Source organism: Pseudoalteromonas sp. THAF3 (assembly GCF_009363775.1).
GTDB lineage: Bacteria > Pseudomonadota > Gammaproteobacteria > Enterobacterales > Alteromonadaceae > Pseudoalteromonas > Pseudoalteromonas ruthenica.
This window is the reverse complement of record NZ_CP045418.1, coordinates 2,162,284-2,184,291: the sequence shown is the minus strand read 5'-3', so window position 1 is coordinate 2,184,291 and position 22,008 is coordinate 2,162,284. Positions and strand designations below refer to the sequence as shown.

At 49.3% G+C, this 22,008-nt stretch carries 17 protein-coding genes and 11 tRNA genes; 13 read left to right on the top strand and 15 right to left on the bottom strand.

Going from position 1 to position 22,008, the window contains the following annotated elements:
• The first annotated feature begins 12 nt into the window (after positions 1–12).
• The 7 genes from FIU82_RS10080 to msrB all read left to right on the top strand — a co-directional run bounded on the left by FIU82_RS10080 (position 13) and on the right by msrB (position 8,087).
• Positions 13–3,402: a chromosome segregation SMC family protein gene (locus FIU82_RS10080; protein WP_152440997.1), complete on the top strand. Its 3,390-nt coding sequence runs from the start codon at positions 13–15 to the stop codon at positions 3,400–3,402.
• Positions 3,403–3,432: 30 nt separating this feature from the next.
• Positions 3,433–4,173 carry a cell division protein ZipA gene (gene zipA / locus FIU82_RS10075; protein WP_138589157.1) on the top strand — a complete coding sequence of 247 codons (741 nt, stop codon included), beginning with the start codon at positions 3,433–3,435 and terminating at the stop codon, positions 4,171–4,173.
• A 63-nt stretch (positions 4,174–4,236) separates the two neighbouring features.
• Entirely contained in the window at positions 4,237–6,255 is a 2,019-nt protein-coding gene (gene ligA, locus FIU82_RS10070) for an NAD-dependent DNA ligase LigA (protein ID WP_152440996.1), read from the top strand.
• A gap of 1 nt (position 6,256) precedes the next feature.
• Positions 6,257–6,601 carry a DUF3392 family protein gene (locus tag FIU82_RS10065; protein WP_152440995.1) on the top strand — a complete coding sequence of 115 codons (345 nt, stop codon included), beginning with the start codon at positions 6,257–6,259 and terminating at the stop codon, positions 6,599–6,601.
• Complete coding sequence (locus tag FIU82_RS10060) at positions 6,598–7,095, top strand: DUF2919 domain-containing protein (protein WP_152440994.1); 498 nt, start codon at positions 6,598–6,600, stop codon at positions 7,093–7,095. The genes FIU82_RS10065 and FIU82_RS10060 overlap by 4 nt, the downstream gene beginning before the upstream one ends.
• Positions 7,055–7,543 carry a hypothetical protein gene (locus FIU82_RS10055; RefSeq protein ID WP_152440993.1) on the top strand — a complete coding sequence of 163 codons (489 nt, stop codon included), beginning with the start codon at positions 7,055–7,057 and terminating at the stop codon, positions 7,541–7,543. The genes FIU82_RS10060 and FIU82_RS10055 overlap by 41 nt, the downstream gene beginning before the upstream one ends.
• A gap of 97 nt (positions 7,544–7,640) precedes the next feature.
• A complete protein-coding gene (gene msrB, locus FIU82_RS10050) occupies positions 7,641–8,087 on the top strand; it encodes a peptide-methionine (R)-S-oxide reductase MsrB (RefSeq protein ID WP_152440992.1) in 447 nt (148 codons plus the stop codon).
• A gap of 37 nt (positions 8,088–8,124) precedes the next feature.
• Here the strand turns inward: msrB and FIU82_RS10045 are convergent, their stop codons facing one another.
• From FIU82_RS10045 to FIU82_RS10010, 8 genes are all read right to left on the bottom strand, one after another.
• A complete protein-coding gene (locus FIU82_RS10045; protein ID WP_152440991.1) occupies positions 8,125–9,993 on the bottom strand; it encodes a DUF885 family protein in 1,869 nt (622 codons plus the stop codon).
• Positions 9,994–10,086: 93 nt separating this feature from the next.
• Positions 10,087–11,718 (bottom strand): response regulator, encoded by a 1,632-nt coding sequence (locus FIU82_RS10040; protein ID WP_022944715.1) that lies wholly within the window; start codon positions 11,716–11,718, stop codon positions 10,087–10,089.
• A 622-nt stretch (positions 11,719–12,340) separates the two neighbouring features.
• Positions 12,341–12,416 (bottom strand) — tRNA-Val (locus FIU82_RS10035).
• A 32-nt stretch (positions 12,417–12,448) separates the two neighbouring features.
• Positions 12,449–12,524 (bottom strand) — tRNA-Val (locus tag FIU82_RS10030).
• 42 nt (positions 12,525–12,566) lie between these two features.
• Positions 12,567–12,642, bottom strand: a tRNA-Val gene (locus FIU82_RS10025).
• A 31-nt stretch (positions 12,643–12,673) separates the two neighbouring features.
• A tRNA-Val gene (locus tag FIU82_RS10020) sits at positions 12,674–12,749 on the bottom strand.
• Positions 12,750–12,791: 42 nt separating this feature from the next.
• Positions 12,792–12,867, bottom strand: a tRNA-Val gene (locus tag FIU82_RS10015).
• 32 nt (positions 12,868–12,899) lie between these two features.
• Positions 12,900–12,975, bottom strand: a tRNA-Val gene (locus FIU82_RS10010).
• 269 nt (positions 12,976–13,244) lie between these two features.
• Between FIU82_RS10010 and FIU82_RS10005 the strand changes: the two genes are divergently transcribed.
• The 6 genes from FIU82_RS10005 to FIU82_RS09980 all read left to right on the top strand — a co-directional run bounded on the left by FIU82_RS10005 (position 13,245) and on the right by FIU82_RS09980 (position 15,345).
• On the top strand, positions 13,245–14,051 hold the full coding sequence (locus FIU82_RS10005; protein WP_172972727.1) for a class III extradiol ring-cleavage dioxygenase: 807 nt from the start codon (positions 13,245–13,247) through the stop codon (positions 14,049–14,051).
• A 265-nt stretch (positions 14,052–14,316) separates the two neighbouring features.
• Positions 14,317–14,392: transfer RNA gene (locus tag FIU82_RS10000), tRNA-Ala, on the top strand.
• 200 nt (positions 14,393–14,592) lie between these two features.
• Positions 14,593–14,668, top strand: a tRNA-Glu gene (locus FIU82_RS09995).
• Between the two features lie 141 nt (positions 14,669–14,809).
• Positions 14,810–14,885: transfer RNA gene (locus FIU82_RS09990), tRNA-Glu, on the top strand.
• A gap of 141 nt (positions 14,886–15,026) precedes the next feature.
• Positions 15,027–15,102 (top strand) — tRNA-Glu (locus FIU82_RS09985).
• A gap of 167 nt (positions 15,103–15,269) precedes the next feature.
• Positions 15,270–15,345, top strand: a tRNA-Glu gene (locus FIU82_RS09980).
• A 169-nt stretch (positions 15,346–15,514) separates the two neighbouring features.
• On the opposite strand, the gene gloA is transcribed toward FIU82_RS09980, so the two are convergent.
• The 7 genes from gloA to rsxB are packed head-to-tail and all read right to left on the bottom strand — an operon-like array spanning position 15,515 to position 22,008.
• Positions 15,515–15,913, bottom strand: coding sequence for a lactoylglutathione lyase (gloA, locus tag FIU82_RS09975; protein ID WP_022944716.1), 399 nt, complete (start codon positions 15,911–15,913; stop codon positions 15,515–15,517).
• Positions 15,914–16,552, bottom strand: coding sequence for an endonuclease III (nth, locus tag FIU82_RS09970; protein WP_022944717.1), 639 nt, complete (start codon positions 16,550–16,552; stop codon positions 15,914–15,916).
• Positions 16,553–16,586: 34 nt separating this feature from the next.
• Positions 16,587–17,285: an electron transport complex subunit E gene (locus tag FIU82_RS09965; RefSeq protein WP_152440989.1), complete on the bottom strand. Its 699-nt coding sequence runs from the start codon at positions 17,283–17,285 to the stop codon at positions 16,587–16,589.
• Positions 17,282–17,923, bottom strand: coding sequence for an electron transport complex subunit RsxG (gene rsxG / locus FIU82_RS09960; RefSeq protein WP_138547627.1), 642 nt, complete (start codon positions 17,921–17,923; stop codon positions 17,282–17,284). Before rsxG ends, FIU82_RS09965 begins: the two co-directional genes overlap by 4 nt.
• The gene (rsxD, locus tag FIU82_RS09955; protein ID WP_152440988.1) at positions 17,920–18,978 is read right to left on the bottom strand and encodes an electron transport complex subunit RsxD; all 1,059 of its coding nucleotides are present in this window, start codon (positions 18,976–18,978) and stop codon (positions 17,920–17,922) included. Before rsxD ends, rsxG begins: the two co-directional genes overlap by 4 nt.
• Positions 18,975–21,443, bottom strand: a complete 2,469-nt coding sequence (rsxC, locus tag FIU82_RS09950) for an electron transport complex subunit RsxC (RefSeq protein WP_152440987.1) — start codon at positions 21,441–21,443, stop codon at positions 18,975–18,977. The genes rsxD and rsxC overlap by 4 nt, the downstream gene beginning before the upstream one ends.
• Before the next feature lie 10 nt (positions 21,444–21,453).
• Positions 21,454–22,008, bottom strand: coding sequence for an electron transport complex subunit RsxB (gene rsxB / locus FIU82_RS09945; protein ID WP_022946146.1), 555 nt, complete (start codon positions 22,006–22,008; stop codon positions 21,454–21,456).

The window sequence follows — 22,008 nt, the reverse complement described above, 5'->3', positions numbered from 1 at the left end:
ACTGGGGCATCAATGCGCTTAAGCAGCATTAAGCTGGCGGGGTTTAAGTCCTTCGTCGAGGCAACAAAAATACCTTTTCCCGACGCCATGACCTGTGTTGTCGGCCCTAACGGCTGTGGCAAATCGAATGTGATTGATGCCGTTCGTTGGGTGTTAGGAGAAAGCTCGGCAAAGAATTTACGTGGCGACGCGATGAGCGACGTTATTTTTAATGGTGCAGCCACCCGAAAACCGGTCTCCCAAGCCGCCGTTGAACTCATTTTTGATAACACGCAAGGGCGTTTGCCCGGCACCATGGCATCACGTAACCAAGTAGCCATTAAGCGTGTTGTTACCCGCGATGGTCAATCCCTGTATTACCTCAACGGCAGTAAATGTCGTAAGCGAGATATCACTGACATCTTCCTCGGCACCGGCTTGGGCCCGCGCAGTTACGCCATTATCGAGCAAGGGATGATTTCCCGGCTTATCGAAAGTAAACCTCATGAGCTGCGAGTGTTTATCGAAGAAGCTGCTGGCGTGTCGAAATACAAAGAGCGCCGCAGAGAAACACAGACCCGCATTCGCAGCACCCGCGAAAACCTTGAGCGCTTGCTTGATGTGCGTAGTGAACTGCAAGCTCAACTCGATAAACTTGATACTCAGGCGCAGCAAGCCCAGCAATATCGTGAACTCAAAGCCCGACAACGACAGCTAAAAAGTGAACTGGCGGTGTTGAAATGGCAAAAACTACATGCCCAGCAACTGGAAAAATCGCAACAACTCGCGCAGTTAAAAGAGCAGCTCACCTTTATTAAAGAAGCACACAGTGGTGAGCAAGATATACTCAGCGCCTATCAACAGCAAGTTGATGATACCCAGCACGCTTTAGCCGCTGCACAGCAACAGCAGTTCCAAACCGATAATCAGTTGGCGCGAGTCGAGCAGCAACATATTCATAGCAAACAGCAGCTGCAGCAGTTGCATGCAACATTGCAGCAAAGTGATGAAAAGCACCAAGCGCTGGTGGTTGATAAGCGCCAGCAAAACGATGCGGTGGCGCAAAAACAGCAAGAGTTAGCGCAGGTGCGTGAACAGTTGGAATTAATGGAAGCGCAAGCAGAGCAGTTAACTGAGCAGCACCTTATCGCGCAAGAACAATTTGAGCAACTGCAAAACCAGCAACATCAACAGCGTGAGCAGCTGTACCAAAGCCAGCAGCAAGTCCAACAAAGCCAGCATGAGTTGCACGCACTGAGCGCGGAGCAACGCAGTAACACTGAGCAACTGCAAGAGGTGCAAGAGCAACTCAAGGCGCACCACGAGCAACCTATTAATCAACAGCTGCAAGATAGTGAAGCTGAGGTCAAAACCTTGACCACTCAGTTAGCCAGTGCCAAAAGTGAGCAGCAGCGTATCGAAAAGCAATTAACTGTGGCGCAACAGGCCTATCAACAGGGCAAAAACGAATATCAACAACACCAAGATCAAGCGCGTCAACTGAGTGCCAAACAACAAGCGATGGCGGAGTTGCTCGCACAGCACCAAGAGCAACAAAGTCTATTGTTTCAGCTCGAGGTGCAAAGCGGTTATGAAGCGATAATTGAGGCGGCACTGATGCAGTTACAGCATTTGCAGTTAACTGAGCAGCGCCAGGGGAGTTGGCTCCAGCCCACCGAACACCAGGTTAAAGCCGAGGCTGTCAGTGCGTTTATCCAGCAAGGCGAGTACCCGGACCTGCTTGACCGTATCGCCTATGTCGAAAATGGTGATATTACGCTGTTGGCCGATGACTATTGGTTTGCGGTGGTTGACAGCCAAGGTACATTGCATGGTCGTCATTGGGCACTCGAAAATGAGCAAGCACAACAAGGCATCTTAGCTAAGCGTCAGCAACTGGCGCAACTTGATAGCCAGCTTGAGCGTGCACAGCGACAGCAACAACAAAGTGAGCAATATCTACAACAGTTGCATGAGGAGCGAGGGCAGTATACGCAGCAACTGGACAATAGTAAGAAGCAAGTGCATGAGCTTTCACGTAGCCATGCCAGCATGCAAACCCGGTTGGAATTATTGCGCGAGCAACAACAACAATGGCAACAGCAACAACAACGCCTCACTGAAAAACAACAAGCGTTGATGACCCGAGACCGTGAGCTTCAAGATAAGTATGCACTTACTGATGAGCAGTTCCAGCAGGCACAGGAGCAGTTGGAACAAGCGCAGCAGCACAATGAGCAATTGCAGGGTCAGTACGAGCAGGGTCAACAGCACCTGCGCCAATGCGAGCAGCAGTTGCGGGAGCATCAAGCTCGAGTCGCAGATATGCGTCTTAGCGCAGAGCGTCAGCAAAGTGAGCTGTCCCTCAGTGAGAATAAGCTGACACACATCGACAATGAATTAAGCCGCTTGGCGTTAACGGTGGAACAGGCTCAGGAGCAGCAGCAAGCGCTGGAGCAGCCGCTTGAGCAAATGGCCGAGCAAATTGAAACCTTGTTGCAGGCAAAAGAGCGCCTGAGCGAGCAGCAGGTTGATTTGCGCCATCAGCTTGAGTCAGCACAGCAAAACTATGAGCAAAATAAGTCACGCTTAGCCCAAGGTGAGCAGCAGCGTGAGCAATTGCAAGAGCAGATTCAGCAGGTGCTATTGGCGGAGCAAACCCTGACACTGAAAGCGCAGCAGGCGCTAGCACCATTAGAAGAGCTCAAAGTCACGCTCAAAGAGGTGCTCGAAAGCCTTGATGACGATGCCGCAGTGGGTCGCTGGCAAGCGCAACTCACGCAAATTGATAAGCAGTTAGACACGCTTGGCGCTGTTAACCTGGCGGCGATTGATGAGTTTGCCAGTGCCAAGCAGCGCAAAGCTTACCTTGATGAGCAGCTACAAGATTTAACCGATGCCTTGGAGATTTTAGAGTCGGCGATTGCTAAAATTGACCGCCAGACCAAAGCGCAATTTAAAAGTACCTTTGATCAGATCAATGACGATCTCAAAGAGTTGTTCCCTAAGGTCTTTGGCGGCGGCTCAGCCTATTTGGAATTAACCAGCGATGATTTGCTGGAAAGCGGCGTCGCTATCATGGCTCGTCCGCCAGGCAAGAAAAATTCAACGATCCATTTGCTAAGTGGTGGAGAAAAAGCGCTGACCGCATTATCATTGGTGTTTTCAATATTCAGGCTCAATCCAGCCCCGTTTTGTATGCTTGATGAGGTGGATGCACCTCTGGATGATGCCAATGTCGGTCGTTTTTGTCGTTTGGTCGAGGAAATGTCGCAAACAGTGCAGTTTATTTATATAAGTCATAACAAAATAGCCATGGAGATGGCAGGGCGTTTAACCGGCGTGACCATGGCTGAGCCTGGTGTGTCGCGTATGGTTGCGGTGGATATTGAGCAAGCAATGGAAATGGCTCAAGCCAGTTAAGTTAAACAAACACAGAATAAAGGTGAGGGGATGGCCGAAAATCTCAGATGGGTATTAATTTTAATCAGTGCAGTGGTCATTGGTGGTTTGCTAGTTCATGGCTTGTGGTCAGTACGCAAACGCTCTCAGGCAGTCGAGAACAAACCTGCTAAAGCTAAACCACAGCCAAAGGCAGAGCCCCATGAACCGCACAACACGCAAGACACGGTGAGTCGTTCTGAACCTGAGCCAACATCAGTGCAGCATGACGAGCCTAGCTTTGGTGCTATCGACGATGAACCAAGCATTGGCGAAATTAACATTGATGACGAGCCTGCAACGGCGCATGAAGAAACTGAAGCGAATAGTGACAGCGAGCAGCCAGCAGAAGATTTTGTGATCATTCACGTGCATATGCCTGAAGGGCTGCAAATGCAAGGGGCTAAGTTATTACCCTTAGTGCTGACCTTAGGGTTTAAATATTCCGACGATGGTTTTTTCCACCGTCACGAGCAAGCCAGCGGTCAGGGCCCGGTGTTGTTCCGTATGGTTAACATGTACAACCCAGGCACTTTTGACGTCGACAATATGGAGCAGTTCAGCACTGCAGGCGTGAGCTTATTTATGACTTTGCCTAACGATGGCGAAGCCATGGCCACCTTTAATATGTTGCACAGCGCGGCGAAGAAAGTGGCAGATGAGTTTGGCGCTGAGTTATTAGATCATAACCGCCAGCCACTAAGCGTTAGCACCGTGCGTGAATACGTCGAAAAAGTACGTGAATACGCTTAATATCACATTCTGTAAGTAGTAGCAGCCACCCACTTGATGCGGTGGCTTTTTTATGAGGAACTTATGAGTAGCACGCCAGAGCAACGCATTGCACAATTGCGCCTTGAGATAGAAGAGCACAATTACAACTACTACGTATTGGATAACCCCAGCATTCCCGATGCCGAATATGATCGTTTGCTGCGCGAGTTACAGACGCTCGAAAACGAACACCCACATTTGCTTAGCCCTGATTCTCCCAGCCAAAAAGTCGGCGGCACAGCACTGAGCAAGTTTGCTCAAGTCACCCACCAAGTGCCGATGTTATCCTTGGATAATGCCTTTGATGAGAGCGAATTCAACGCCTTTAATAAACGTATTCAAGACCGCTTGGCAGACACGCAAGCACTGGCGTTTTGCTGTGAGCCCAAGTTAGACGGTTTAGCGGTGTCGATTTTGTACCGCGACGGCGTATTAGTGCAAGCGGCAACGCGCGGCGACGGTCAAGTTGGTGAAAATATTACCGAGAACGTTAAAACCATTCGTAATATTCCCCTAAAGCTGCGGGGTGATTACCCACAAGAGTTAGAAGTGCGCGGCGAAGTGTTCATGGATTTAGCGGGTTTTGCGCGCCTTAACGAAGAGGCGACAAAAAACGAGGGCAAAGTGTTTGCCAATCCACGCAATGCCGCAGCGGGAAGCCTGCGTCAGTTAGACTCTAAAATTACCGCTAAGCGGCCATTGATGTTTTATGCCTACTCAATGGGGCAAATTACCGGGGCCGATTTGGCCGACGGCCACTATGAGCAGCTGCACCAATTAAAAGACTGGGGATTGCCGCTGTGCCCGGAGACCAAGCTTGTCAACGGCACAGAGCAAGCGATTGCTTACTATCAAGACATTTTAACCCGCCGAGGCGAGCTTAAATATGAAATTGATGGGGTGGTAATTAAAGTGAATAGTAAGGCTCATCAGCAACGTTTAGGCTTTGTCGCCCGAGCGCCGCGCTGGGCTATTGCCTATAAATTTCCGGCGCAAGAAGAGATCACCCAGTTACTGGATGTGGAATTCCAAGTGGGTCGTACTGGGGCAATTACCCCCGTAGCCCGCTTGCACCCGGTGTACGTAGGGGGGGTGACAGTATCCAACGCCACACTGCACAATGGTGATGAAATAGCCCGCTTAGGCGTAAAAGTTGGTGATACCGTGGTGGTGCGCCGAGCTGGTGATGTGATCCCTCAAATAACTCAAGTGGTGCTTGAGCGCCGCCCCGCAGATGCCAAGGAGATTGTCTTTCCGCAGCAGTGCCCAGTCTGTGATTCCCACGTTGAGCGTATAGAGGGCGAGGCTGTGGCGCGCTGCAGCGGTGGTTTGGTATGTGCTGCGCAGCGTAAAGAGGCCATTAAACACTTTGCCTCACGCAAAGCCATGGATATCGATGGCCTCGGCGATAAAATTGTTGAGCAACTGGTGGAGCGCGAATTAATCCACACGCCAGCAGAGCTTTTTCAACTGCGTCAGGGTCATTTTGAGAGCCTTGAGCGTATGGGGCCCAAATCCGCAGCCAACCTAGTCAGTGCCCTTGAAGCGGCGAAAGAAACAACCTTGGCGAAGTTTATTTACGCGCTGGGGATCCGTGAAGTGGGAGAGGCCACCGCACAAAACTTGGCCATGCACTATCGCACCCTCGACGCGCTAATGCAGGCCGACGTCGAAAGCTTACAAGAGGTCAGCGATGTCGGTGAAGTGGTGGCTAAACACATAGTGAGTTTCTTTAGTGAGACGCTAAACCAGCAAGTGGTTGAGGAATTACTAAAGCAAGGGCTGCACTGGCCGGCTATTGAAGTGAAAGCCGATAACGAGCAACCACTCAATGGTCTAACCTATGTGATCACCGGTACCTTAAGCCAGCTGAGTCGCAATGACGCCAAAGCGAGATTACAAGCATTAGGAGCGAAGGTTGCGGGCAGCGTATCGGCTAAAACTCATGCCTTAGTGGCTGGGGAAAAAGCGGGCTCGAAGCTAACCAAAGCGCAAGAATTGGGAGTGGATGTGCTCTCAGAAGAGGCGCTGCTCGAATTGCTAAGCGAGCATGGCGGTTAATATGAGTGACTTCATTAACTGGCTGAAATTAGGCCTTTATCAACTGGGACAATGGCTATCGCCTTATCTTGGTGATATTGCCTTGGTGTTTGTGGTGTGCATCATCGGCCTGTATGCCGCTGATGTGATCAAGGCGGTGAAAAAAGTAGTTGCTGCGAAGCACTTTATGCTGCGCACCTTAGTGTTTGTGCTGGTGAGTGCATTCGGCTTGGGAGCGCTTACGCTGTGGGTAAGTCCTCTGATCGCTAAATTATTGATGCTCTTTGGCAGCACTTATTTGCCACTGACGGTACTGGCGGCGTTTATATTGGTGGGTGTGTTAGCCGATAGGAAGTCGCAGCTGTGAATCGATATGGCCCCGAGTATTGGGATAAACACGGTGCTTATCGCACCCCTATAGGCTTTACTTTGTCCCTACTGGTGCTGCTTCGGGCTTATCTAATTTGGGCGTTTGCAGCGATTTCGCGACGCCCCGAGCTTGATTTACTCGCCTTGGTATACCAACAAAAACGTGACTTCTTTATTGCCTTAGGGATTGGTGCCATTGCCTTAGTCCCTGCGGTGCTTTACTCATTGCGCCGACCCAGCTCGAGCCTGAAACTCAAACCCCTATGGCGGTTTATGCGTTGGCCGTTATTAGTGTGCGCGATATTGGATTTTACTTGGATCATGCTCCAAGCCGCTCAGCAGTATTATCAATTCTCTCTCCATTTAGCCCTACAGGGAGTCATGGTTGCGTGGGTCATACTGTATTTATTGCGTAGTCGCTACCTCAAAGTCTTTTTCGCTGACTGGCCGGATGAACTGGAAAGCAAAAAAGACGGTGCAGATAAGCGCTAACCAGATGAAGGTCGTTAACGCCGCCCGAGCTGTGGATGTAATGCTTGCTAAATACACCTTATTGGCTCTACCCGTGGTGGTGTTAATTATGGTTTTGACGTTATCTTGGCCTTGGTTAACACTGATCATCGGGGGTGGCTACTTGGTGGCGCTAAGCTCATGCCTTTATCGGCTCACGGCGCTGTTCAGGACGCGCAACCCCATTAGCAATTTTATTCATCGTCAGCAGGGTCAACTCAGAGTGTGCTCACTAGCAGGGGTTTATGATCTCCATGGCCCGTGGCAGAGTATTCCCTTACATAATATCAGACACATTAGGGTGTACGACCATCGTATGTGCATTGTCACTAGCAATAGCGAGTGTGAGCTGAGTTTAGTCGCTACGCGTGACGCGCTATTGGCATACATGCGCGCTATTATGGCCGATACACAGGTCGAAATTAAATAGTTCATGTGGCTAAACAGTGGTCCTAAAAGCAGCCTCGCTGTGGCGTTAGCTTTGCTGTTCTATCATCTTAAGGCATTATCAAATTTAAGGAGTGTTTATGCTTAATTGGCAAGACATCATGCGTATGAGTGAAAAAGGCAACCCCGAGCCTCCTTATCGTGTGGAAAAAAGCGATGAACAGTGGCGGCAGCAACTCAGTGACGAAGCGTTTTATGTGACTCGCCAAAAAGGCACTGAACGTCCATATAGTAGCGATTCATGCACTCTTTTTGAGCCAGGGCGTTACCTTTGTGTGTGCTGCGATAACGTTTTATTCGCCGGTGATGAGAAATTCGACAGCGGCAGCGGTTGGCCTTCTTTTACGCAACCGGCACAAACCAATGCTATCGCCTACATCAGTGATAGTAGCCATGGGATGCAGCGGATTGAAGCGGTGTGCAACGTGTGTGATGCGCATTTGGGGCATGTGTTCCCGGATGGCCCGCCACCGTCTCACCTGCGCTACTGTATTAACGCAGTGGCCATTTATAAAGGCGAGGATTAAAGGAGTACGGGGCGAGGTAGCTCGCCCCACGCAAAGGTTATTGTTGACTGGCTATCCAAGCATCAATGTCTTGCTCAACAATCGCCATAGGGCGAGCCCCGGGAGTGAGAACAACATCGTGGAACGCTTTTATATCGAACTTGTCGCCTAGTGCTGTACGCGCTTTATCACGCAGCTCGACCAGTTTGATCATACCTAGTTTGTAACCTAAGGCCTGACCTGGCCACGCAATATAGCGGTCAATGGCAGAGACAACATCACTCATAGCGGTGCCTGTGGCCTCGGCAAAATAATCAATGGCCTGCTGGCGTGTCCATTTTTTATAGTGCAGGCCGGTGTCTACCACCAAACGTGCAGCGCGGTACACTTCAGCCTGTAATCGTCCTAAGTCACCAAACGGGTCGTCCTGATACATCCCCATCTCATAAGCGACGAGCTCGGAGTAAAGCGCCCAGCCCTCTACATAGGCATTAAAGGAGGCATTTTGGCGCATCAGGCCAATATCTTGTTGCAACATATTCAATGCGATTTGGAAATGGTGTCCCGGTACGGCCTCATGGTATGTGAGTGTTTTCATGCCGAAGCTGGGAACTGCTTTCATATCCTTGAGGTTAATAAAGAATACACCAGGGCGTGAACCGTCCAGCGATGGGCCGTTATAATAGCCGCCGGCGGAGCCTGCCTCAACAGCGACAGGAATACGACGAACCTCTACTTTTTGTGGTGGTAAGGTGGAGAAATACTGCGGCGCCTTGGCGACAATTTTGCTTATCTCACCGCGTAAAAAGGTGAGTAGCTCGGCTCGCCCTGCATCGCTATCTTCATATAAAAAGCGAGGTTCGTTATTGAGTTGCTGCATGCGCTTGCCAACGCTGCCTTCACTGTAGCCGTTGGCTTTAAGGATTTCATCCATACGTTCGGTAATGCGCGCGACCTCATCAAGGCCTAGCTGGTGGATTTGCTCGGCAGTGAGCGTGGAGTCCCCTAAGTAAGTGATTTCATGCTGATAGAAAGCATCGCCATTTGGTTGAGCCCAAATACCGACATCAGTGGGCGCGTGCTCTTCAAGCGCCGCCATGTCTTTGCTTACACCCGCAAAACCAGGATAAATCTCTGTGCGCACGAGTGTCTCGGCAGTGTTTATGTAATCTTGGCGTTGGCGCTCATCAAGGCCGTCGATAGCACTTAGCTTGTTGGCGAATGAGGCAACAAGCGGGTGCTCGCTGGGTTGCACAGCGGTAAAATTAGTTAAATAACCCAATGTGTTTGCAAACAAGGGTTTCGGTAATATGACTCCAAGCTTGGCGTCGGCTTTAAGTTTTTCTCTGACCTGTGCAATAACCTCGGCAAAACCACGTAGACGAGCAAGGTAATTGTCAGCATCTTCAATGTCTGAGACCTCATGCTGATCCTTTAGCAGGTTGGGTAAATCGATGAGCGGACCGGACAGTTGGTTGACCACGTAAGGTAGGTGCCCGCCCCAGGTATCGATATAGCCCGCTGCAAAGTCCTCGTCACCAGCATAATAGCGAGCAATTACCTCATTGACGCGCAGGTGCAATAACTCATCCGCAGCCAGATCAGGGTGTTGCAGTGCTGCTAATTGCTCGCCAGCGCGGCGCATATCTTTTTGCAGTTGCTGCATACCGGCCACCGAATAATCAGGGAGCTGGCGGTTATAGTCACCATAACTTTGCTCTGGTAGCTTAAGCGACGTGGCTAGGGCGCTTTGATGGTTGATAAAGGTTTTGGTGTATTGCTCTACGGCATTATGAACTTGTTCAGACGTTGGCGCTTGATTGCGTTGCTGAGTTGGTTGCTCTGCTTTTGCGATGGTTTGGGGGGCTTCAGAGCAGCCTACTAAGGCCAAAGTGATGGCAAGAGCAAGGGTGTTGATTGGCTTCATTGTTGTCCGTGTTTTTTATTGTCGTTGGGTAGTGACTTAATATACACGCTTGGCATAGCAAAGCTAGCAAGGTGCGGGCAACAATCTAGGCGGCTAAGCGATATGTGAGTGCTTGTTAATATATTTCTGCTTTATCTTTTCAAAGCGCTCGCTCATCTCCGCATCTAAATCCGCCTGTTCCAGTAAGCTTACACACTTGTTGGCAAGTTGCTGGTTAAACGTCATGCCTTGGCGGGTGCTGCCTTCATATAAGCACTGCAATAAGTTTAGGGCAATACTGCGGTTTTTCGGCATCACCCGAAAAGCCTGAGTAAAAGCTTCCAGTGCCAATAGGTAATTGCCCTGTTTAAATTTCTCTACCGCATGGTTGTTCAACTCACGCGGCCCCATGCGTAAATCTCGGCGCTCACTTTGCTGTTGAATGACGCTTTTTAGTTGCAATTCAGAGCGTCTCTCAGGGTAGCGCTCACAATGATCGATAATCTTGTTAAACAATGCCTGTGCTTGCGTGTGAAAGCCTAGCTCATGGTATGCCTTGGCTTGATCAAGGGCACCATCAATAGAGCGAATAGGGGAGTCATCAATGACCAGCTGCTCGATAAGCATTTTGGCTTTGTGGTGTTCATCTTTTAAATAATGAAGCCGCGCGTTAAGAACATCCACCTGGGTTTGTTGCTGGGCATCAGGAAACTGCTTTTTTAGGTCATTAAGGTATTTGGTTGTTTGTCGGGTAACGCGGGATATTTGCTCGCCTTGATCGGTTGTCAGGGCATAATCAATACCTGCTCGAGCGGCATTAAGGTAGACCTCAGGGTTATCGTGTACTGAGTGGCGAGCAAACTTAGCAATATCACGTTTAGCTAGGTAAGTTTGTTCATAATCATGATTGATCTGCGCTACCTGCGAGAGAGACTCTTGACGCTCTAGGTTGCGCGGAGCCATAGTGGTAGCCGCACTTAAGTACTCTTGAGCCTGCTCGAATTGATTCAATTTTATCTCTAACTGCCCTAATAAGTCATAAGCAACAAGACGGGTTTCAGTACGCTCTAGCAGGGTTTTGAGCATGCGGTGGGCGAGGTTATGCTCGTTGTTTCCAATAAGTGCTTCAACTAAGCCAATGCGCGCCCAGGTAAATTTTTGAATATCCAATACAGATTTAAAGAAGGTTTTTGCCTGCTCATATTGCTGCTGCAGTAGCAGAGCATCTCCCTTAAGGCGCAGTAGCACTGCCGCATAACCTTGTTGGCTGGCAAGTTTAGTATCGATCATCTTTACCGCTTTGGAGTAATTCTCATCATCCATGAGCTGGAAAATATCCTTGAGCGCGCGTTTGCGTTTCACTACGCGCTCGATACGGCTTTTCAGTTCTAGGGTATTGAAGGGTTTTACTAAAAAGTCATCGGGGTGTAGCTCAAGCACACTGTGTACTAATGCCCCCGAAGTTTCTGCAGAAATAAAAATAAAGCCGGTGGCGCCTTTGATCAGCTTATTTACCTTGAGCTCTTCGTATAATTGATAGCCATCTTGGTGCTTGCTTAAGTTAAACGCACAGATGATCAAGTCGAAAGCGTCTTCTTTACATAATGTTTTGGCGACTACGGCATTTTCAGCAAAGCGTAAGCGTCTGTAGCCCAAACGCTCTAAAGATTGCTTCATATAGCTAAGTGCTAATGGCTGCTCTTCAATGATTAATATATGCGCTGAGCTGGAAACTTGCTGGGCCATACCGCTACTAGGGAGATGTTATTTAAACCGACTATATAAACTAGTCTAGCTGCTGACAAGTAAATCGCGAATAAAGCCAGAAAATGCTGGTGAAGAGAGTAAAAGCTGTGCAGTCATGGTTAATGTGCAGGCGTTGGATAATAAGAAGGTGGTATGTTGAGTACCTAAGGCTTTATATTACAAGGCGTTTATATATTGTGCTTTATATCTAAAGAGTATCTATACGGTGGGTTGTACTGGACTTGAACCAGTGATTTTTGCCTTGGAATAGGGACTGAGTGCGGTGCTGAGCATCGAGAGTTTTATATCTGGTGAGTGTCTATATGGTGGGTTGTACTGGTTTTGAGCCAGTGATTCTAGCCTTGGAATAGGACTGAGTGCGATGCCGAGCATCGAGGGTTTTATATCTGGTGAGTGTCTATATGGTGGGTTGTACTGGACTTGAACCAGTGATTCTAGCCTTGGAATAGGGAACGAGTGCGATGCTGAGCATCGAGGATTTTATAACTGGTGAGTGTCTATATGGTGGGTTGTACTGGTTTTGAGCCAGTGATTTTTGCCTTGGAATAGGACTGAGTGCGATGGCGAGCATCGAGGGTTTTATATCTGGTGAGTGTCTATATGGTGGGTTGTACTGGACTTGAACCAGTGACCCTCGCCTTGTAAGGGCGATGCTCTCCCAACTGAGCTAACAACCCATATAGAGTTGTGCGGATAAAGCACGGTAGAATGGTGGGTTGTACTGGACTTGAACCAGTGACCCTCGCCTTGTAAGGGCGATGCTCTCCCAACTGAGCTAACAACCCGGGTCTAAGTTATTCTATATGCGATACTCGAAGGTGAGTAAATGGTGGGTTGTACTGGACTTGAACCAGTGACCCTCGCCTTGTAAGGGCGATGCTCTCCCAACTGAGCTAACAACCCATATAGAATATGCAGATGTCTCACTTTAAAATGGTGGGTTGTACTGGACTTGAACCAGTGACCCTCGCCTTGTAAGGGCGATGCTCTCCCAACTGAGCTAACAACCCGGGTCTAAGTTATTCTATATGCGATACTCGAAGATGAGTAAATGGTGGGTTGTACTGGACTTGAACCAGTGACCCTCGCCTTGTAAGGGCGATGCTCTCCCAACTGAGCTAACAACCCATATAGAATAAACAGATGCGTCACTTAAAAAGTGGTGGGTTGTACTGGACTTGAACCAGTGACCCTCGCCTTGTAAGGGCGATGCTCTCCCAACTGAGCTAACAACCCACATCTGACAACAAAGAGTGAGGAAACCTCTCTCGCTGTTGTGGGGCGCTATTATAGATAGAGACGAAAGACTGTCAACACTTGAGTTGCACATTTTGTTTTATATGCGGGTTTTATAAACAACCTGTTCATCAACTACGCACGCGAAGCTAGCACTCTCGCTTATGTGAGTCATAGTTGTGCGCGTGGTAACAAGGGATGTGCGTTCATAGAGCTATATAGGTATCGATACCAGCGCAATAATGAAGGTCTTATTTATGGAGCGCATTATGAATCACAGTCTTTTTATCTCCCACGGGGGAGGGCCGTTACCTCTATTGGCTGAACCAAGTCACACAGGTATGTGTGATGCATTAGCAAAACTAGCGACTCAAATCCCTAAGCCTCAGCTTGTTATTGTAATAAGCGCGCATTGGCTTTCACAGGAGGGAGTTGCTATTAATACCCAGCAACAGCCCAACTTGCTGTATGACTATTACGGTTTTGATAGGGCGGCCTATGATATTGCTTATCCTTGCACGGGTCATACTCGAGTTGCCAACTACTTAGCCGGTTATTTACAACACCAAGGTATACCTACTCTTATTGAGCAGCAACGAGGGCTAGATCATGGTGTCTTTGTACCGTTAAAGTTAATGTATCCAGATGCAGACGTCCCTTGTGTACAAATATCATTGCATGGCGGTTTAGATGAGCGCTTTCATGTAGAGTTAGGGCAACACCTCGCAAATGCTGTTGCTGATCTTGATAACGTATTATTGCTTGGTTCAGGTTTCACCTTTCATAATATGGCTGCATTTAAAAAAGGGCCGATTGATGATACTCAGGGGTATAATCGACAGTTTGAAGATTGGCTCATACACACTTTGCATGCGCCAATGAGTGAAAAGCAGCGCCAACAGCAGTTAATTGCGTGGCGAACAGCACCTGGTGCACTTTATTGTCAGCCCACATCAGAACACTTGCTGCCTTTACACTGTGCATATGGAGCAGCTCGCTGTCGACCTGATACCCATATCTCAACAGAAATTATGGGGTGGAAAGCCAGCTTTTTATTATGGCAACTAGAGGCTTAAATGGTCATTGCGATTAAGGTGATATTTTGGCTGACGAAATAACCACAATAGATACCGGTATTTATCTGTATCAAGTTAGGTAAGTGGTTAATAAAGAGCCACATTTGACTGTTTTTGTCTAACCTTTGCGCGTCTTGGCTAAAATTGCTTCGGTCAGTAAAAAGTTACTTAAAAAGTGTTGACTTTGTTTAGGGGGGTGCATAGAATGCGCCCCGCACTCAACGAGATGAACACCGCAAGTTTGGCAGTTTATCTCAAGCTGTTTGGGGCTATAGCTCAGCTGGGAGAGCGCTTGCATGGCATGCAAGAGGTCGGCGGTTCGATCCCGCCTAGCTCCACCAAATTCTATAGTGCAACACACGTTTCTATCTCGGTAGGCTAAACTTCGAATGTTTAGGTGTGATACTCGTATGGTAAGAGTTTAAATAACCAGTCCTAGTGACATTAAATTCAGCGTTTTTGCTAAGGCCGCTTCGCCTCACTGGTTCGGCTCAGCCTTCAAAAAAATTTATCGAAGTTATACTTCGATAGCGAAATTTGTGTCCCCTTCGTCTAGAGGCCTAGGACACCGCCCTTTCACGGCGGTAACAGGGGTTCGAATCCCCTAGGGGACGCCACTTTACTCGTATGGTAAGAGTTTAAATAACCAGTCCTAGTGACATTAAATTCAGCGTTTTTGCTAAGGCCGCTTCGCCTCACTGGTTCGGCTCAGCCTTTACAAAAATTTATCGAAGTTATACTTCGATAGCGAAATTTTTGTCCCCTTCGTCTAGAGGCCTAGGACACCGCCCTTTCACGGCGGTAACAGGGGTTCGAATCCCCTAGGGGACGCCACTTTACTCGTATGGTAAGAGTCTAAATAACCAGTCCTAGTGACATTAAATTCAGCGTTTTTGCTAAGGCCGCTTCTCCTCACTGGTTCGGCTCAGCCTTTACAAAAATTTATCGAAGTTGTACTTCGATAGCGAAATTTGTGTCCCCTTCGTCTAGAGGCCTAGGACACCGCCCTTTCACGGCGGTAACAGGGGTTCGAATCCCCTAGGGGACGCCACTTTACTCGTATGGTAAGAGTTTAAATAACCAGTCCTAGTGACACAGAATGTAGTGAGCTTGTTGCTCGTACAGGTTCTGCTTGGATGAATAAGGCCATTCGCTTTCGCGGGCTCAAGCTCATCTTACGCAGAATAAGCAAAGTACACTTTGCTAAACCAATTCTGCGTCCCCTTCGTCTAGAGGCCTAGGACACCGCCCTTTCACGGCGGTAACAGGGGTTCGAATCCCCTAGGGGACGCCACTTTCTTCAAGTACTCACTTGAAAAACACCATCTCTTCATAGCTATTAATATTCATCGCTTATAAAAAATTCCCGTTATTTTTTCTTTTCTTGCCACAGAAGTGCGCATTAAAGCGTGGTTTATGGGAAGGATAGGAGCCAAGGGACAACCTTGACTCAGGAGCGTAGCTTAAAAGCTGTTATCAGCCTTTTTCTGGATCAGTTCAATTGCATAGCCATCAGGGTCTTTAACGAAGGCTATTTCTGTCGTGCCTCCTTTTACCGGACCCGGTTCGCGGCTTACTACGCCACCGGCGGCACGAATTTGCTCGCAAGCCTGGTAAATGTCGTCATACTCAATGGCAATATGGCCATAAGCATTGCCGAGATCGTAGCTATCTTCATCCCAGTTATACGTAAGCTCTAACACGGTAGTGTCTTTCTCCTCACCATAACCGACGAAGGCGAGGGTGTAGCGGTATTGCTCGTTGTCGGCACGGCGTAGCTCTTTCATACCCAGTACATTGGTATAAAACTCGATCGAGCGCTCTAAGTTGCCAACACGCAACATGGTGTGTAATAAACGCATTTATGCTACCTCAGTCTTGTCTTTAAATTCACATAAGTCTTCGATAATACAGCTGCCACAGCGCGGTTTGCGCGCCACGCAGGTATAGCGGCCATGGAGAATAAGCCAGTGGTGTACATCAACCTTAAATTCTTTCGGCACGACTTTTTCTAGCTTTTGTTCCACCGCGACGACATCTTTACCCATAGCAAACTTGGTACGGTTAGAGACCCGGAAAATGTGGGTGTCAACGGCAATGGTTGGCCAGCCAAAGGCGGTATTAAGCACGACATTTGCGGTTTTGCGACCAACGCCGGGTAACGCTTCTAAGGCTTCACGGTTTTCAGGGACTTCCCCGCCATGTTGTGACACCAAAATTTCGCACATTTTGTACACGTTATTGGCTTTGGAATTATATAAGCCGATGGTTTTGATACTCTCACGCAGTGCCTCAAGACCGATATCCAAGATTGCTTGTGGCGTATTGGCACGCGGAAAGAGTTTTCTGGTCGCCTTGTTGACCCCGACATCGGTGGCCTGTGCAGATAAAGTCACTGCCACTAAGAGCTCAAAAGGAGAGCTATATTCCAGCTCTGTTTCTGGGTGCGGATTGGCTTCGCGCAACCGCTCAAGGATGAGTCGGCGCTTATCTTTGTTCATTGTTGCCCCTTGATTGTATGTCGTTAAAACGAGCTTAATCTAAACTGGTCACGCGTGCTCGTGGACCTTTTACTTCCTCAGCGCTAGGCGCATGTTTGGCTTTAAGCTGCGCGTCAATGAGATTTTTAGCTGCGATCAGCAAGCCTAAACCAATAAATGCTCCCGGAGGTAAGATGGCCAGCAAGAATTGGTGGTCAAAGTGAATAATGTCTAGACGCAGGCTTTGCGCCCATGGCCCCAGCAGTAAGTCGGCGCCATCGAATAAGGTACCTTGACCAATGAGTTCACGCATGGCACCCAGGAGCACTAAGATCATGGCAAAGCCCAGGCCCATCATGAGCCCATCCCATGCACTTAATAACGCATTGTTTTTAGAAGCAAACGCTTCTGCGCGGCCGATAATGGCACAGTTAGTGACTATCAGAGGGATGAAAATGCCTAACGACTGGTATAAACCAAAGGTAAAAGCGTTCATCAGCAATTGGATAATGGTTACAAACGCGGCGATGATCATCACAAACACGGGAATGCGGATATCTTTAGGCACCCATTGGCGCACCAGAGAGACTGTTACATTAGAGCCCACTAATACCAGTAATGTCGCTATTCCCAGCCCCAGTGCGTTAGTGACTGTGCTGCTGACTGCCAGCAACGGACACAAGCCCAGTAATTGCACTAGCGCCGGGTTGTTGCCCCATACACCTTCTTTAAATAAGGTTTTATATTGGCTCATGATTGCTCCTCAGCTAAGCAATGATTGTCTGCTGTTGCGAGCGTGTCAAAGTGTTGTTGTGCATATAAAACGGTGCTTTTCACTGTTGTCACCACTGCGCGAGGAGTAATGGTTGCGCCGGTGAACTGATCAAACATGCCGCCATCTTTTTTCACTGCCCAACGCTCATCGTCTGCGCCTTGCACTTGCTTATTGGCAAACGAGTAAATCCAATCACTGCGTTTAGTTTCTACTTTATCGCCAAGCCCTGGGGTTTCGTTGTGTTTGGTAACTCGCACTCCACTGACGGTGCCGTCAGGATAAACAGCACTGATCATATCTATATTGCCACTGTAGCCATTGGCGGCGGTACTTTGTAGCACTAAGGCGATGACCTTACCTTGCCTGCGAGCACGATACACTGTGTAGCTCTCACGCGGGCCTAACTGCGGGGTATTGACGGTGGTGCAGTCTAAATAAAGGTCGTTGTCATATTGCGATGCCGGCAACACTTGTTGTAACAAGCCTTGTAACTGCTTTTTCTCTTGGATCGCAATTTTGGGCGCGGTGTATTGCTGCACTAAAGTCACAGCACCTGTAGTTATAAGCGCGAATGCAGCTAAAATTCCACCATTTTTCGCCATCGAAGAAATAATCATGATTTTGCTCCGTGACCATAAGTACGAGGCTGGGTGTAATGATCTATGAGTGGCACTGCCATATTCATCAGTAACACCGCAAAGGCGACGGCATCGGGGTAGCCACCAAAGCTACGAATAAGATACACAATAACGCCTATGGCAGCGCCATAAATTAACCGGCCGCGATTCGTGGTTGATGCCGAAACCGGGTCGGTAGCAATGAAAAACGCACCGAGCATAGTGGCCCCGCTTAACATATGAAATGCCAGCCCAGGTTGGTTGCCCGAGTCGAAGATATAGCCGATGCTTGCACACACAGCCAAGGCACTGAGCATCGCCACCGGAGTGTGCCAATTGATTACGCGTTGTTGTAGCAATAACACGCCACCAAAGAGATAGGCCATGTTGACCCATTGCCAAGCGATCCCAGCGTACTCGCCAAACACAGGTTTTTCCATGCTCTCGGCTACAGTTAGGCCATGGCTAATATCGGTGCGTAGGGTATCCAGTGGCGTGGCCATGGTAACGCCATCAACACCGACACGGATCTGTTCGAGGCTAAAGCCGGCTTCGGTATAGTGTGTGAAGATGAGTGACAGCTCATCGCTAAAACTTAGTGTGTGCTGCATAAGCTCGCTCGGGGGCACCCATAAGGTCATTTGCACTGGGAAGGAGACAAGCAGTAGCACATAGCCTGCCATGGCCGGATTAAATAAATTAAAGCCCAGTCCGCCATAGAGCTGCTTAACAAAGACAATGGCAAAAAAACAGCCAATGACAATAACCCACCACGGGGCGAGGGGAGGAATACTGATAGCCAGTAGAAGTCCCGTGAGCCAAGCACTGCCATCTTGCAAGGTTGGCCAAATTTTACGCCCGCGAATCGCCAGCATAGCGGCTTCGAATACACTCACGCACACTAAGGCTAAAACTAATTGCACCACCACACCCGCGCCGAAAAAATACCACTGTGTGGCAATGCCTGGAAGCGCCGCGAGCGCCACCAAAAGCATTAATTGCGTGACTGATTTATGGCTGTGCTTATAAGGTGAACTCATCATATTGAGCTTCATGATGACTCCTCATCATCGTTTTTATCGGCTTCTCGGGCGGCTTTCTTGGCTTTGGCGCGAGCTATTGCGGCGGCCACAGCAGCTTTTTTGTTATCCTCTGCAGAGGATGCCTCGGTCTCGCCTTCGGCACTGTCATCTGCCCCATCGGGCTGCTGCGTAGTTGTATTGGCTTTTGCCGCCTTTTTCGCTTTGGCGCGAGCTATTGCAGCGGCCACAGCGGCTTTTTTCTTATCCTCAGGGGAGGGGGGATCGCCACTATCTTCGGCTTCGGCACTTTCAACTGCCCCATCGGGCTGCTGCGTAGTTGCATCGGCTTCTCGGGCGGCTTTCTTGGCTTTGGCCCGGGCTATTGCGGCGGCCACAGCGGCTTTTTTCTTATCCTCAGGGGAGGGGGGAACGCCACTATCTTCGGCTTCGGCACTTTCAGCTGCAGCATTGGGCTGCTGCGCAGATGCATCGGCTTTCGCCGCTTTTTTCGCTTTGGCGCGAGCAATAGCAGTGGCCACAGCGGCCTTTTTGTTATCCTCAGCAGAGGATGCCTCGGTCTCGCTTTCGACATTTTCAGCTGCCTCGTCGGGCTGCTGCGTAGATGCATCGGCTTTTGCCGCCTTTTTCGCTTTGGCGCGGGCAATAGCAGCGGCTACGGCGGCCTTTTTATCTTCTGCGGCTGTGGGCTGGCTATCACTTTGTTCACTTTGCTGGGCTTTTTTCGCCTTGGCACGAGCAACAGCAGCGGCGACTGCGGCTTTTTTGTCATCCGCTGTTGCGCTTGGCGTTTGCTCAGGCTGTTGTTTTTGTGCCTTGTATGCACGAGCCTGCTCTTTTCTTTGCGCACGAGCTTGAGCAACCTCTGAGTTATCTGGCTCAGGCGCTTCACCTTGCGCTTTTTTGGCTTTGGCGCGGGCAATAGCTTCGGCGACTTTTGCCTTGTTATCACCTGGCTCTGTTTTCTTTGCTTTCACGCGAGCCAGGGCCTCAGCCACTTTTTCCTTACTTTCACTGCTTTTAGCGGCGCTTCGGCTGGGCCGTTTGTGGCGGTTACGGCGCTCTTCTTGCTCGCGCTCTAAGCGTGCTTTTCTCGCTTCGAAGCGTTCGCGTGCACGCTCAGCTTTTACTTGCTCTATCTGTTGTTCGCGAATTTCAGCTTTTGCGACTCTGTAATACTGTACCAGCGGAATTTCACTTGGGCATACGTAAGCGCAAGCACCGCACTCAATACAATCAAATAACTTATGTTCTTCGAGTTTTTGGTACTCTTTGGTTTTGGCAAACCATTGCAGCTGCTGGGGTAATAAGCTAGCAGGGCAGGCATCTGCGCAGGCACTGCAGCGAATGCAAGCGCGCTCATCACCGGGCGCTGGCATTTCTTGGTTACTGGGAGCTAATATACAGTTGGTGGTTTTGACTACAGGTATGCGCACACTGGGCAAGGTAAAGCCCATCATTGGCCCACCCATAATCACGCGCTGCATTGGCTCAGGATTAAAACCTTGGAAAGCTAATAAATGCTTTATTTCCGTTCCCAGTAAAGCCCAGACGTTACCTTGTTGCTCAAGGGTTTCGCCTGCAAGGGTGACAACGCGTTCGATCAGCGGCTTGCCGAGCTCGACAGCTTGCTGTATCGCATATAAGGTGCCCACATTTTGTACCAGCACACCGATATCGGCGGGGATCCCGCCAGCAGGCACCTCTTTAGAGGTGAGTATCTGAATAAGCTGCTTTTCGCCGCCCGAAGGGTATTTGGTTTCAATCGCTCGGACGATAATATTGTCGTAGTCGGCGCAGGCCTGAGTCATCGCCTCAATGGCCTTCGGCTTATCATCTTCAATACCAATGATAGTCAACTCAGGGCCCAGTAAGTGCTGGATGATATGGATACCGCGTACGATTTCTTCACTGTGCGCTTGCATAAGCACATCATCGGCGCTGATATAAGGTTCACATTCGGCGCCATTAACAATCAAAATATCGATTGGCTGTTTGCTTGCGGTTTTAACATAGGTCGGAAAACCCGCACCGCCCATGCCAGAAATACCAGCATAATGAATGATGTCAACTAGTCGCTCGGCGGTAAGCTGCTGATAATTAGGGTGAGGCACAAGCTCACACCAAGTCTCTTGGCCATCGGGTTCAATAATAATACTCAGCTCAGGAATGGCTGAAGGGTGCGCCGAGGGCATAGGCGTGATATCCACTATACGCCCCGAGGTTGGTGCATGCACCGGCACTGACCAATTGGCATTGGGGCGAGTGAGAGCCTGGCCTTTTAATACCTGCTCACCTGCGTTTACTAATAACTGCCCCTCAGCACCAATGTGCTGTTTGATAGGTAACACCAGTTTTTCGGGCAACGGTAAGCTGTGAATAGGGAGCGAGTTCGTTTTATGTTTATGGGTAGGCGGGTGAATGCCACCAGGGCTTTGCCATAACTCACCGCGACGAATACGTGATAATAAAGAGTCCACACTACACCTCTTAATCTATCTGAGTCACGGGGATGGCATCGAGCTGCCATTTCCACGTTTGTTTACTTTGCGCTAGAGGAATCATATCAATGCAATCCACCGGGCAGGGCTCAACACACAAATCACAGCCAGTGCACTCATCTTTGAGTACGGTATGCATTTGACGTGTTGCCCCAACAATGGCGTCGACCGGGCATGCTTGGATACACTTAGTGCAGCCAATGCATTCGTCTTCGCGAATGTAGGCAACTTTTTTCTCTGGCTCTGCTTCCTCGCCACCGGCGAGTGGCTTCGCTTCTACCCCCATTAAGTCGGCTAGCTTCTTAACAGTTGCTTCACCCCCTGGCGGGCATTTATTGACATCATCACCGTTGGCAATGGCTTCGGCATAAGGGCGACAGCCAGGGTAGCCGCATTGACCGCATTGGGTTTGTGGCAAAATGGCATCAATTTGCTCGACAACAGGATCGCTCTCAACTCGGTAGCGCACAGCAGCAAAACCGAGGATCACGCCAAAAATAAGGGCCAGTACACCCAGGGCGATTAAGGCATAAAATAAGGTCAT

Coding starts and splice junctions, on each gene's coding strand:
- FIU82_RS10080 (WP_152440997.1), top strand. CDS start 13: ATGCGCTTAAGCAGCATTAAGCTGGCGGGGTTTAAGTCCTTCGTCGAG.
- zipA (WP_138589157.1), top strand. CDS start 3,433: ATGGCCGAAAATCTCAGATGGGTATTAATTTTAATCAGTGCAGTGGTC.
- ligA (WP_152440996.1), top strand. CDS start 4,237: ATGAGTAGCACGCCAGAGCAACGCATTGCACAATTGCGCCTTGAGATA.
- FIU82_RS10065 (WP_152440995.1), top strand. CDS start 6,257: ATGAGTGACTTCATTAACTGGCTGAAATTAGGCCTTTATCAACTGGGA.
- FIU82_RS10055 (WP_152440993.1), top strand. CDS start 7,055: ATGAACTGGAAAGCAAAAAAGACGGTGCAGATAAGCGCTAACCAGATG.
- msrB (WP_152440992.1), top strand. CDS start 7,641: ATGCTTAATTGGCAAGACATCATGCGTATGAGTGAAAAAGGCAACCCC.
- FIU82_RS10045 (WP_152440991.1), bottom strand. CDS start 9,993: ATGAAGCCAATCAACACCCTTGCTCTTGCCATCACTTTGGCCTTAGTA.
- FIU82_RS10040 (WP_022944715.1), bottom strand. CDS start 11,718: ATGGCCCAGCAAGTTTCCAGCTCAGCGCATATATTAATCATTGAAGAG.
- FIU82_RS10005 (WP_172972727.1), top strand. CDS start 13,245: ATGAATCACAGTCTTTTTATCTCCCACGGGGGAGGGCCGTTACCTCTA.
- gloA (WP_022944716.1), bottom strand. CDS start 15,913: ATGCGTTTATTACACACCATGTTGCGTGTTGGCAACTTAGAGCGCTCG.
- nth (WP_022944717.1), bottom strand. CDS start 16,552: ATGAACAAAGATAAGCGCCGACTCATCCTTGAGCGGTTGCGCGAAGCC.
- FIU82_RS09965 (WP_152440989.1), bottom strand. CDS start 17,285: ATGAGCCAATATAAAACCTTATTTAAAGAAGGTGTATGGGGCAACAAC.
- rsxG (WP_138547627.1), bottom strand. CDS start 17,923: ATGATTATTTCTTCGATGGCGAAAAATGGTGGAATTTTAGCTGCATTC.
- rsxD (WP_152440988.1), bottom strand. CDS start 18,978: ATGAAGCTCAATATGATGAGTTCACCTTATAAGCACAGCCATAAATCA.
- rsxB (WP_022946146.1), bottom strand. CDS start 22,008: ATGACCTTATTTTATGCCTTAATCGCCCTGGGTGTACTGGCCCTTATT.